This is a genomic window from Microbacterium sp. MEJ108Y (assembly GCF_000834175.1).
Classification (GTDB): domain Bacteria; phylum Actinomycetota; class Actinomycetes; order Actinomycetales; family Microbacteriaceae; genus Microbacterium; species Microbacterium forte.
Genome location: NZ_JXQX01000035.1, coordinates 1 through 11,416 on the forward strand (window position 1 = coordinate 1; position 11,416 = coordinate 11,416).

Consider the following 11,416-nt stretch of genomic DNA (forward strand, 5'->3'; position numbering starts at 1 on the left):
CCTGCCCTGCCCCGTCCAACCCAACCCAACCCAACCCAACCCAACCCAACCCAGCCCAACCCAGCCCAGCACCGAACACCGAACAGATGCTCCCTACATCCCCGCCCGATCGAACGCGATCGTCGGCACATCCACCACGTGGGATCCGCCGTCCGCCACGATCACGGCACCCGTGACGTACGACGACTCCCCCGACCCGAGGAACCGCACGACCGACGCGATCTCGGCGGGGCGAGCCGGTCGCTGCAGCGGCACGTCCGCCGTCACGGTCGCATATGCCTCCTCGCGCGACCCGAGGCCCGCCTGCGTGGCGAACTCGTCCATCTCGTCGTCCGCCATCGGCGTCTGCACCCACCCGGGGCACACCGCGTTCACGCGCACACCCCGTCGTCCGTAGTCGCGGGCGAGGGTCCGCGTCAGACCGATCAGAGCATGCTTGCCCACCGTGTATCCGGCCACAGACGGCCCGGCGAAGAGACCGGCGAGCGACGACACGATCACGATCTGCCCCTTCGCCTCGATCAGCGACGGCAATGCCTCCCGCGCCATGACGAACGCCGTGGTGAGGTTGGCGCGGATCGCCGCGTCCCAGCTGTCGTCGTCGGTGTCGGCGACGGGTGAGAACCCGTGTCCGCCGGCGTTCGCGACCAGCACGTCGAGCCGCCCGAAGGTCGCGAGCACCTCAGCCACCGCAGCCTGCGCGGATGCCGTGTCGGCGGCGTCCGCGACGATCGGATGAGCGCCCACCGCATCCGCCACGGCGCGCAGCGGCTCAGGCCGCCGCCCGACCACGACGACGTGAGCGCCCTCTGCGGCATACCGTTCGGCGACCGCCGCGCCGATGCCGGTTCCGCCGCCGGTGATGACGACGACGTGCCCCGAGACCGTCGATCCGACTGCAATGCCCATGTCTGCTCCTGTTCCTGATGCGCTCCCGCGCAGTTAACGCGCTCCCGCGCAGTTCACGCGCTCACGCGCAGTCCACGCGCTCACGCACCATCCGCTGCCCCCGAGGTCATCAGGCGGGGAATCCTGATCGGGCCGAGTACCCGAAGTCGCTGACGATCGTCGTGCCGTTGATCGCTCTGCTGCGTGGCGAGACGAGATACAGCACGTGAGAGGCGACATCTTCCGGCGACTGCACCGCGAACGATGGATCGACGAACGCATCGGCGCCGAGGTCGCCCCGACTCATCGGCGTGTCGACGATCGACGGCGCCACCGTGTTCACTCGGATGCCGTCCAGGGCGAGGTCGACCGACAGCGACCGGCCCAATTGCACGAGCGCCGCTTTGGAAGCGCAGTACGGCGCCATGCCCGGCGATGACACGAACGCGGAGTCGCTCGCGAGCAGCACGACGGATGCGGCGGCCGAAGCACGCAGCGCGGGAAGCGTCTGCGCCAGCACGAGGAACGCGCCCGTGACGTTGACGGCGAACACCGTGTTCCACTCGAGCAGCGAGATCTCATCGATGGGCGACCCGACCGGGCCCGAGATCCCAGCGCAGCAGACGACAGCATCCAACCCACCGAGCTCTTCGACGGAGGTCGAGACCGCATCCGCCACCTGTGCCTGGTCGGTGACATCAGCCACACGCACCACGGCGTCACCGCATCCGCGTGCAGTCTCAGCGAGCGCAGCACCATCGCGATCGAGCAGGGCCACACGCACCCCTTCCGCGGCGAGCGCGAGCGCCGTCGCACGCCCGATGCCGCTCGCTGCTCCCGTGATCAGCGCGGTCGTGCCGCTCAGCTGCAGGTCCATGATCTCCCCGAGACTCCGCGGCAGCGCCGGGCGGCGCTCCTCAAGGACGGCGGTGTCATCACGGTCATCCTGCTCTGCCGTGCGCAAGCCGGGAACACGGCATGGACGGCTGTGCGCGCTGGCACCATCGTCCTTCGCTCAGGGTCAACCGCCGGACTCGCGGCGCGAGCAGACTCGCTCTATCGAGGATCCCCCTCATCCTCGATGCCGTTCGACACGGCCGTCACCCAGCAAAGGAGCCGACGTGGCAGACCCGATATCTGCGTCCACGACGCAGCAGGACCACACCTCTCTTCGACCCGGCGCGCTCGGCGTCGCCGGGATCGTCTTCCTCGTGCTCGCCGCCGTCGCACCGCTGACCGGCATCGTGGTCGTCGCCTCCCTGGCGATCGCCCTCGGAAACGGTGGCGGCACACCGATGGCCTTCTTCCTGGTCGCCGCGATCCTGCTGCTGTTCGCCGTGGGATACGCGCAGATGTCGAAGCAGCTCGTGAACGCCGGCGGCTTCTATGCCTTCGTCGTGAAGGGCCTCGGTCGCACGGGCGGTCTCGTCGCGGGCCTCATCGCCACGCTCGGCTACAACTTCTTCGTGGTCGGAACGATCGGCACCAGCGGCTTCTTCATGCAGAACATCATCCGTGACCTCACGGGCCTCGACGTGCACTGGCTGATCTGGGGTCTGCTGTCGATCGTCGTCTGCTTCGTGCTGGCGAGGGTCGGCGTCGACTTCAGCTCCAAGATCCTCGGGGTGTGCCTCGTGCTCGAGGTGCTGATGCTCGTGGTCTTCGACGTCTCGGTGCTCGTGCAGACGGGATACGACGTGGCCGCCTTCAGCCCCGAAGCCGTGTTCTCGGGCTCCCTGCCGATCGGCCTGCTCCTGGCCGCGACGGGCTTCCTCGGTTTCGAGGCGACCGCCCTGTTCAGCGAGGAGGCGAAGCAGCCGCTGCGCACCATCCCGCGCGCGACCTACACCTCGATCATCGCGATCGGCGTGATCCTGGGCGTCACCACGTGGGCCGTCGTGAGCGCGACCGGCGTCGCGCAGGCACAGGCCACGGCTCTCGCGCACCTGCCGACGGGCGACCTCATCTTCACCCTCTCGCAGCAGTACCTCGGCGGTCCGCTGACCACGGTGATGATGATCCTGCTGCTCGTCAGCCTGTTCGCGGCGATGCTCGCGTTCCACAACTCCGCCACGCGCTACCTCTACTCCCTCGGGCGCGCGCGGATCCTTCCGCATGCACTGGCCCGCACGCGACGCAACGGCGCCCCGCAGCTCGCGGGGATCGTGCAGGCCTCATTCGCCGCGATCGTGGCGATCATCTTCGCGATCGCCGGAGCGGACCCGATCCTCACCCTGGTGCCGGCGATGCTCGGCTTCGGCACCCTGAGTGTGTTGATCCTGCAGGGACTCGCAGCGATCTCGATCGTCGTGTACTTCCGTCGTTCCCGTGACCCGAGGTGGTGGAGCACGTTCATCGCTCCGGGCATCGGATTCCTCGGCATAGCCGCGATCTCGGTGCTCGCGATCGTGAACTTCAACATCGTCGCCGGATCCGAAGAGCTCGCCATCCGCCTCATGCCGCTGCTGCTCGTGGTGGCTCTCATCGGCGGCATCGTCTACGGCGCCTATCTGAAGCGCTCGAGGCCCGCCGTGTACGAGGGCCTTGCATCCGACCTCGAACGATTCAGCGACCGCTGACGCTCACCCGACCCGCACCCCATCTCGAGGAGAGACATGACGACTCTGAACCCCGCCGACACGTCCACCTGGCTTCCGCTCGAGGGCCTCGCCCCCGGGTTCGACGCCAACAAGGCCCCGCATACGACCGCGCTGAGCGGTCGGGAGATCACGGTCGTGGATGCGCGCGGAACCCGCATCTCGCACCGATTCGACGACGCCACGGTCACGTGGGACTACCGCCCCGGTGCCGAGGATTCGACAGCGCCGGCATCCGACACCGACGACTACGAGGCCTTCGAGGTCGATGACGACCTGTACTTCGTGCAGTTCCACCACAGGTACCTGCCGAACGAGGCCGTGTCGCTCGTCGTCGACCTCCGCCACGGGCGCGCCCTCGCCGTCATCTCGGTGATCCTGCCTGCGCCGGAACAGGGGCGCACCCGCGTGCAGCACGTGTTCGCGCCGAGCATCATCGAAGGCGCGACCGTGACGGGCGCCGAGCCCGCCCCGGCGACGACTCTCATCGGGCGGCGGGTCGAGTGGGTCTACAGCGAGGAGCACGCATACGAGCACGTCTACCTCTCGGAGCGCTGGTACTCGTGGCAGTGCCTCGCCGGCCCCGAACGAGGCCTCGCCGACACCGACGAGAACAGCGTCTGGGAGGTGCGCCCCGGCATCTACATCTTCGCGTGGCGCGAGAAGGTCATCCCGTGCGCGTCCGTCACGATCGCCGACCACCGCGATGTGAACGCGATCCGCTCGCACGGCGTGCTGTTCGGACTCGACGAGTCGGGCGAGGTGCCGACGCACTTCACGTTCGGCGCGCACGGCAGGCTGCTCTCTACGACGCATCACGCAGAGGGTCTCGAACCCGCCCTGTTCGGAGCCGTCTGAGATGGTGTCGGCCGAACTGATCGTCACGGGCTCCGTGATCCGCACGGCGGATCGCCGGAAGCCGGTCGTCGAGGCGTTCGCCGTGCGCGACGGCCGGATCCTCGGCGTCGGGACCAGGGCCGAGATGCAGGCGCACCGCGGGCCGGACACGCGGATGCTGGACGTCGGCGACGCCGCGGTCTACCCCGGTTTCGTCGATGTGCACAACCATCACGCCATGGCCGGCCGCACCGAGCTGTTCGAGCTCTCGCTGCCGCCGTCGCTCGCTCTCGACGACGTCCTCGACCTCGTGCGCGACAAGGCGCAGACGCTGCCGCCTGACGCGTGGATCGTGGGCGGCCCGGTGTCGACCACGCTGCTGCCGACCCTCGCCAACACTGCGACCAGGCAACGTCTCGATGAGGCGGCCGGAGGGCGACCGGTGGTGCTGGTCGAGGACTCGAGGCACAACAGGTGGGCGAGCACCCGGGCACTCCAGCTCGCCGGAATCACCGCCGACGGCATCCCCTCCGGCGGCGTCACCCTGCTCGATCCCGAGGACGGAACACCGACCGGGGTGCTGCTCGAGGCAGCGGGCATCCCGGTGCAGGCGGCCTACGACCGCAGTGGCGGGCTGACGACCGAGCAGCACATCGCGGCGTCGCGCCGCGGCGTCGAGATCCTCAACTCCTTCGGCATCACGACGTTCCAGGATGCCGGGGTGTCGACAGACATCCTCGCCGCGCTCGCGGCACTCGACCGGTCTCAGGAGCTCAGCGCCTGGGTCGTCTCGTCGCTGCTGATCAACGACGAGATCTTCGGGTTCGATCCGATCGGCGAGGCGCTCATCGACCTCGGCGAGCAGTACCGGACCCCGCACCATCGGCCGGACTTCGTGAAGATCTTCCTCGACGGGGTGCCTCCCGCGCGAACGGCGTCGTTCCTCGAGCCGTACGTGGCGGATGCCGTGCACGGCGCCCACTTCCACGGCGAGACGACGATGGACTTCGACGAGCTGCACACATGGCTGCGCTCGGTCGCGGAGCGCGGACTCGGCGCCAAGGTGCATTGCACGGGTGACGGGTCGGCACGTCTCGTGCTGGACGTCGCCGCACGCATCCGCGCCGACGGCTTCACCACCCCGATCCAGATCGCGCACGGCCAGTTCCTCGCCTCGGACGACATCCCCCGGTTGCGAGCCCTCGATGTATCGGCCGACATCTCGCCGTTCATCTGGTTCCCCGGTGTGATCCCCCAGGCGCTGGCCGAGGTGCTCGGTGATCGAGCCGAGCATTCGCAGCCCAACCGCGCCCTGATCGATGCAGGAGCGCTGGTCGCCGGCGGTTCCGACTGGCCGGTGAGCGAGTCTCCGAACACGCTCGAAGGACTGCAGGGACTCGTGACGCGCGCCGACCCCCTCGGTCGCGCGCCCGGCGTCCTCTGGCCCGAGCAGGCGATCACCGCCGAAGAAGCGCTGGAGGTCTTCACGATCAACGCCGCGACCGCGATGGGGCTCGGATCTGAGACCGGGTCGCTGGTGCCGGGCAAGTCCGCGGACTTCGTCGTGCTGGCCCGTGATGCGATCGCCGGCCCCGCCGACGAGATCGTGCACACCCCGGTGCGCTCGACGTGGTTCGCCGGTCGCGAGGTCTACACCGCGGGCTGACAGACGCGCACGCCCGACGAGACGCCGAAGCCCCCTCCTGCACTTCGCAGGAGGGGGCTCTTCGCGTGCACCGCCGTCAGCGTCCGAGCAGCAACCTCGCCCCCAGCTCGCCGATCATCGCGGCGGGCGCATTGGTGTTGCCCGTCGGAACGGTCGGGATCACCGAGGCATCGATCACGCTCAGCCCCTCGAGGCCGCGGACGCGCAGCAGTGGATCGACGACCGCGTCGGCATCCGACCCCATCCGGCAGGTGCCCACCTGGTGGTGGTAGGTGATGGCGGTGCGCCGCACCCAGTCCTCGATCCCGTCGTCCGGCACGTCGGGGCCTGGATACACCTCGGTCGCTCCCCACGCGTCGGCGAGCGCCGGCTGCCCGCCGATCCGACGGCACTGACGCACGGATGCCGCGAGCGAGGCGACATCCCTCTCGTCCGCGAGCGCAGCGAGGTCGATCAGCGGAGGGTCGGCGAGGTCGGGACCAGACAGGGTGAGCGTGCCCCGGCTGTGCGGCGTCACGAGGCCGGCCATGAGCGTGAATCCGTCGTCTCCGCGAGGTTCGAGGTCGCCCCACATCGGCACCGAGAAGTGGATCGGCTGCGTGTCGGGCTCTGCGAGGTCGTCGTGACTGCGCCAGAAGAGGTGCGACTGCGTGACCGAGACGCCGGGCTGCGGCGGCCCCACCGGCCGCTCCGTCGTGAAGATGACCGGAGAGAGCAGGTGGTCGTGCAGGTTCCTGCCCACGCCGGGCGCATCGACCACGACCGGGATGCCGAGGGCTGCGAGCTCGTCGGCGGGGCCGATGCCGGAGCGGAGGAGGATCACGGGCGATCCGATCGCACCGGCGGACAGCACGACCTCGTCGGCGAGGACATCCTCGGAGCCGGCGCCGGATCCGAGCCGGACGCCGACGGCGCGACCCTCCTGGACGATCACCGAGTGCACCTCGCGTCCGGTGAGGATCGTGAGCCTGTCGGCGACGGGCTGGGCGTAGGCCATCCACGTGTTCACCCGGCGCCCGTCGCGGATGGTCACCTGCTGCTGCGAGACACCGTCGAGGGTGCCGCCGTTGTAGTCGGGATTGCGGGGCAGCCCTTCTTCGACCGCCGCGTCGATGATCGACGCCTGGATCGGCGAGAGCTCGTAGTCGTCGGTGACGGGCAGCACGTCGTGCTCGAGCGCGTCGAAGACGGGTTCGACGGTGCTCCACCCCCACCCGGTCGCGCCCGCGCGCTCCCATGCGTCGTAGTCGGAGGCCGCGCCGCGCACCCAGATCATCGCGTTGAGCGCGTGAGATCCACCGGTGACCTTTCCGCGCGGAAGATGCAGCCGGCGACCGCCGGCGTGCTCCTGCGGCACGGTGAAGAAGTCCCAGTCATCGGCCGAGTGCCAGAGCTCCCCCGCCCTCGACGGGTCGTGGATCGCGGGGTTCGAGTCGTACCCTCCGGCCTCGATCAGCGTGACCTCGACTCCCGCATCCACCAGCCGTCGTGCGACGATCGCTCCCGAGGTCCCTGCCCCGACGACGATCGCGGACTTCATGCCTGAGCCTTCCGCCCCGGACCCGAGACGACCTGGGTCACGGCGACGGACTTGAGCCCCTCGACGCCGAACTCGAGGCCGTAGCCCGAACTCTTCACCCCGCCGAACGGCACCATGGGATGCAGCCCGCCGTGCGAGTTGATCCACACCGTGCCCGACTCCATGCGCGTCGCCGCCTCGCGAGCGGCTTCGGGGTCGCTCGCCCAGACCGATGCGCCGAGACCGACGTCGACCGAGTTGGCGAAGGCGAACGCCTCGTCGACGTCGCTGTACCTGATCACGGGAAGCGCGGGTCCGAACTGCTCCTCCTGCACGAGGGCCGCGTCGTTGTCGATGTCGGCGACGATCGTGGGCCGGTAGAACAGCTCGCCGAGTTCGGGCGCCGCCTCGCCGCCGGTGACGACACGGGCGCCGCGGCCCTTCGCGTCCTCCACCAGCCTCGACACGATGTCGAACTGGGCGCGATTCTGCAGCGGACCCAGCACGTTGTTCTCGTCGAGCCCGTTGCCCATCGGCACGGATGCCGCGATCTCGGCGAGCGCGTCGACGACCTCGTCGTAGACCGAGTCGTGCACGTAGAGGCGCTTCATCGCCGCGCACGTCTGACCGGTGTTGATGAACGCCCCCCAGAAGAGATCCTGGGCGATCGCCGACACCTCAGTGCCGGGCAGCACGATGCCTGCATCGTTGCCCCCGAGCTCGAGGGTGAGGCGGGCGAGGTTGCCGGCCGAGCTCTCGATGATGCGGCGCCCGGTGGCTGTCGATCCGGTGAACATGATCTTGTCGATGTCGGGGTGCGAGGCGAGGCGGGCGCCGACCTCGCGGTCGCCGGAGACGCCGATGAGCACGTCGGCCGGCAGCACGTCGTTCATCACCGCCAGCATCGCGAGCACGCTCAGGGGCGTGTACTCGCTGGGCTTCGCGACGACGGTGTTGCCCATCCGCAGCGACGGACCGATCTGCCAGACGGTGATCATCAGCGGCCAGTTCCACGGACCGATCGCGCCCACGACCCCGGCGGCCTTGTAGACGAGCTCGGCATGCAGGGTCTCGTCATCGACGAGCACCTGCGACTCGATCGGGATCGTCGCGTTGGTGCGCAGCCACGCCGAGCACGCACCCAGCTCGAAGCGCGCGTTGGGGCCGTTCAGCGGCTTGCCCTGTTCGCGAGAGAGGAGGTGCGCGAGCGCTTCGGCGTTCGCGTCGATCGCATCGGCGGCCGCGATCAGCAGCTCGCTGCGCTTCGCGTGCCCGAGAGACTCCCAGCCGGGCTGCGCGGCCCGCGCCCGCGCGATCGCCTCGTCGAGGTCACCGACCGAATGCTCGGGCGCACGACCGATGACGTCACGTGTGGCGGCATCCGGGATGTCTCGTCCGGCGCCCTCCGGCGCCTGGATGCGGTCGAGCAGCGCAGTGGCTGCGGATGCGGCGGATTCGGACATCGGGACTCTCCTTCGAGCGGGACGCGTGCCAAGGAACTGGCGGTCGTCTCATTGTCGGACGCCGTCGGGCGGCCCACTTGTCGAGGAGTGCGCCGCAGATGTCCGAGTGCGAAGGGATGACCTCGGCGTCCCCGCTCGGACACCGGATCAGACGAGGGTGAAGTCCTCGAAGATGAGAGTGGTGCGGGTGGACCTGATCGACGGGATCGCCTGGATGTCCTCCAGCACGATCCGACGGAGGTCGCGCGCGTCGCTCGCTCGGACGAGCAGGATCACGTCGAAGTCTCCGCCGACGAGTGCCATGTGCTCGATCTCGGGGATGGCGCGGAGCCGGGCGCTGACCTCCTGCCACGTCGCCTGCTCGATCGCCAGCGTCACGTATGCGCTGGCGTGGTGGCCGAGCAGCACCGGATCCGTGCGCACCGAGTATCCGGTGATGATGCCCGCATCGGTGAGGCGCTTGATCCGCGCATGCGCGCCCGCCCTCGAGATGTGCACCGCTTCGGCGATGGCGGTCATGGACGCACGCGCATCGGCCCTCAGCTCCGCGAGGATCGCGTGGTCGGTCTCGTCGAGCGTGATCATGGAACCCCTTCGTCCGTGCCTGAATTCTGACATTTCGTCGTACAGATGGGCAACCCGACAGCAATCGTCCACGATCCGTCGATTGTTCTTGGACGACTGTCTCCCGAGGCGCATGCTGTCCTCATCGGGTTCGGCAAGGAGGGCGAACGGATGGAACATGCAGATCTGCTGCCGCGCGACACAGCGGTCCAGCTCATCGATGCAGACGGCAGGGTCATCGAGGACGAGCGCTACGCGCTGCCGGACGCCGACGCCCTGCTCGCCGCCTATCGGGGTCTCGTCGAGGGTCGACGCATCAACGACCAGGCCAGCGCTCTCGTGCGGCAGGGTCGCCTCGCCGTCTACCCGTCGTCGCACGGTCAGGAGGCGTGCCAGATCGGCGTCGCTCTCGCTCTCGCCGATGACGACTGGCTCTTCCCCACGTACCGCGACTCGGTGGCGGTCGTCGCGCGAGGCGTCGCCCCGGCCGACGCGATGGTGCTCCTCAAAGGCGACTGGCATTCGGGCTACGACGTGCGGGCGCACCACGTCGCTCCTCAGGCGACTCCCCTCGCCACGCAGCTCCTGCACGCGGTCGGCTTCGCGTATGCCGCGAAGAGGCGCGGCGAGAGCACCGTGGTCGTGGCCCTGTGCGGTGACGGCGCGACCAGCGAGGGCGACTTCCATGAGGCCATGAACTTCGCCGCGGTCTTCCACGTGCCCGTCGTCTTCTTCGTGCAGAACAACGAGTTCGCGATCTCCGTGCCGCTCAGTCGTCAGACCGCGGCGCCCTCCCTCGCCCACAAGGCGATCGGCTACGGGATGCCGGGGCAGCGCCTCGACGGCAACGACGTCGCCGCAGTGCTGGGGGTGCTCGGCGATGCGGTCGATCGGGCGCGCGCCGGCGGCGGACCGACGCTCATCGAAGCGCACACCTACCGGATGCAGGCGCACACGAACGCCGACGACGACACCCGCTATCGCGAGCGCGCGGAGGTCCAGGCGTGGGTCGCGCGTGATCCGCTGACACGTCTGCGCACGTACCTCACCGGCACGGGCGCGCTCACGGAAGAGCTCGAGGCGGAGTATGCCGACGGAGCCGAGCAGACGGCTGCGGCGATGCGGGAGGCGCTCAACACGGATGCCGACATCGACCCCGAAGACCTCTTCCGCTTCGTCACCGAGTCTCGCTCGCCGCAGCGAGAAGAACAGTGGCACCTGCTGAGGGGCGAGATCGAGCGCACGCACGAACCCGCAGGAGGTGCACGATGACCATCGCCCACGACGACGTCCGCGTCGATATGCGTGTCGCGGCCGTATCGACCATGAGCATGGCCGCCGCTCTGAATCTCGCCCTCGCGGACGCGATCGAGAGCGATCCGGAGGTCGTGGTGTTCGGCGAAGACGTCGGCGCGCTCGGAGGCGTCTTCCGGATCACCGACGGGCTCACCGCGCGGTTCGGCGAGGAGCGCTGCTTCGACACCCCGCTCGCCGAATCCGGCATCGTCGGCACAGCCGTCGGCATGGCGATGAACGGCATGAGGCCCGTCGTCGAGCTGCAGTTCGACGCCTTCGCGCTTCCCGCGTTCGAGCAGATCGTCAGCCACGTCGCGAAGCTCGGCAACCGCACGCGCGGCGCCGTGCGGATGCCGCTCGTGATCCGCATCCCGTTCGGCGGCGGCATCGGCGGAGTCGAGCACCACTGCGACTCGTCCGAGGCGTATTACGCCCATACCCCCGGGCTCACGGTCGTGAGTCCGTCGACGCCGCAGGACGCGTACTCGATGCTGCGAGCGGCGATCGCCTCGCCCGACCCGGTGATCTTCCTCGAACCGAAGAAGCTGTATTGGACGAAGGGCGAGGTCGACACCTCGGTGGTCGC

At 69.1% G+C, this 11,416-nt stretch carries 10 protein-coding genes; 5 read left to right on the forward strand and 5 right to left on the reverse strand.

All coding sequences use genetic code 11. The annotated features are described in order from the left end of the window. Nucleotides 1-93: 93 nt before the first annotated feature. On the reverse strand, nt 94-909 hold the full coding sequence (locus RU09_RS14660; protein ID WP_042541621.1) for an SDR family NAD(P)-dependent oxidoreductase: 816 nt from the start codon (nt 907-909) through the stop codon (nt 94-96). 109 nt (nt 910-1,018) lie between these two features. Further along, entirely contained in the window at nt 1,019-1,765 is a 747-nt protein-coding gene (locus RU09_RS14665) for an SDR family NAD(P)-dependent oxidoreductase (RefSeq protein WP_042541622.1), read from the reverse strand. 244 nt (nt 1,766-2,009) lie between these two features. On the opposite strand from RU09_RS14665, the gene RU09_RS14670 reads away from it, so the two are divergent. Genes RU09_RS14670 through RU09_RS14680 form a run of 3 tightly spaced genes read left to right on the forward strand, consistent with a single transcriptional unit; the run spans nt 2,010 to nt 5,988 of the window. Beyond that, nucleotides 2,010-3,467 carry an APC family permease gene (locus RU09_RS14670; protein WP_042541623.1) on the forward strand — a complete coding sequence of 486 codons (1,458 nt, stop codon included), beginning with the start codon at nt 2,010-2,012 and terminating at the stop codon, nt 3,465-3,467. A gap of 36 nt (nt 3,468-3,503) precedes the next feature. Continuing rightward, a complete protein-coding gene (locus tag RU09_RS14675) occupies nt 3,504-4,343 on the forward strand; it encodes a molybdenum cofactor biosynthesis F family protein (protein ID WP_042541624.1) in 840 nt (279 codons plus the stop codon). A gap of 1 nt (nt 4,344) precedes the next feature. After that, nucleotides 4,345-5,988 carry an amidohydrolase gene (locus tag RU09_RS14680; protein WP_082041153.1) on the forward strand — a complete coding sequence of 548 codons (1,644 nt, stop codon included), beginning with the start codon at nt 4,345-4,347 and terminating at the stop codon, nt 5,986-5,988. A gap of 76 nt (nt 5,989-6,064) precedes the next feature. Here RU09_RS14680 and RU09_RS14685 read toward each other — a convergent pair whose 3' ends face one another. The 3 genes from RU09_RS14685 to RU09_RS14695 all read right to left on the reverse strand — a co-directional run bounded on the left by RU09_RS14685 (nt 6,065) and on the right by RU09_RS14695 (nt 9,555). Then, complete coding sequence (locus RU09_RS14685; RefSeq protein WP_042541625.1) at nt 6,065-7,528, reverse strand: GMC family oxidoreductase; 1,464 nt, start codon at nt 7,526-7,528, stop codon at nt 6,065-6,067. Then, nucleotides 7,525-8,970: an aldehyde dehydrogenase family protein gene (locus tag RU09_RS14690; RefSeq protein WP_042541626.1), complete on the reverse strand. Its 1,446-nt coding sequence runs from the start codon at nt 8,968-8,970 to the stop codon at nt 7,525-7,527. Before RU09_RS14690 ends, RU09_RS14685 begins: the two co-directional genes overlap by 4 nt. A gap of 147 nt (nt 8,971-9,117) precedes the next feature. After that, entirely contained in the window at nt 9,118-9,555 is a 438-nt protein-coding gene (locus RU09_RS14695) for an Lrp/AsnC family transcriptional regulator (RefSeq protein ID WP_042541627.1), read from the reverse strand. Nucleotides 9,556-9,705: 150 nt separating this feature from the next. Between RU09_RS14695 and pdhA the strand changes: the two genes are divergently transcribed. Both pdhA and RU09_RS14705 read left to right on the forward strand, forming a co-directional pair. Continuing rightward, entirely contained in the window at nt 9,706-10,806 is a 1,101-nt protein-coding gene (gene pdhA / locus RU09_RS14700; protein WP_042541628.1) for a pyruvate dehydrogenase (acetyl-transferring) E1 component subunit alpha, read from the forward strand. Continuing rightward, nucleotides 10,803-11,416: alpha-ketoacid dehydrogenase subunit beta (locus RU09_RS14705; RefSeq protein ID WP_442922309.1), on the forward strand; the 614-nt coding region annotated here is incomplete at its 3' end. The genes pdhA and RU09_RS14705, both read left to right, overlap by 4 nt.

What these genes read in the sequence shown, in the direction of transcription:
- RU09_RS14660 (WP_042541621.1), bottom strand. Translation starts at nt 909, where the DNA reads ATGGGCATTGCAGTCGGATCGACGGTCTCGGGGCACGTCGTCGTCATC.
- RU09_RS14665 (WP_042541622.1), bottom strand. Translation starts at nt 1,765, where the DNA reads ATGGACCTGCAGCTGAGCGGCACGACCGCGCTGATCACGGGAGCAGCG.
- RU09_RS14675 (WP_042541624.1), top strand. Translation starts at nt 3,504, where the DNA reads ATGACGACTCTGAACCCCGCCGACACGTCCACCTGGCTTCCGCTCGAG.
- RU09_RS14680 (WP_082041153.1), top strand. Translation starts at nt 4,345, where the DNA reads ATGGTGTCGGCCGAACTGATCGTCACGGGCTCCGTGATCCGCACGGCG.
- RU09_RS14685 (WP_042541625.1), bottom strand. Translation starts at nt 7,528, where the DNA reads ATGAAGTCCGCGATCGTCGTCGGGGCAGGGACCTCGGGAGCGATCGTC.
- RU09_RS14690 (WP_042541626.1), bottom strand. Translation starts at nt 8,970, where the DNA reads ATGTCCGAATCCGCCGCATCCGCAGCCACTGCGCTGCTCGACCGCATC.
- RU09_RS14695 (WP_042541627.1), bottom strand. Translation starts at nt 9,555, where the DNA reads ATGATCACGCTCGACGAGACCGACCACGCGATCCTCGCGGAGCTGAGG.
- pdhA (WP_042541628.1), top strand. Translation starts at nt 9,706, where the DNA reads ATGGAACATGCAGATCTGCTGCCGCGCGACACAGCGGTCCAGCTCATC.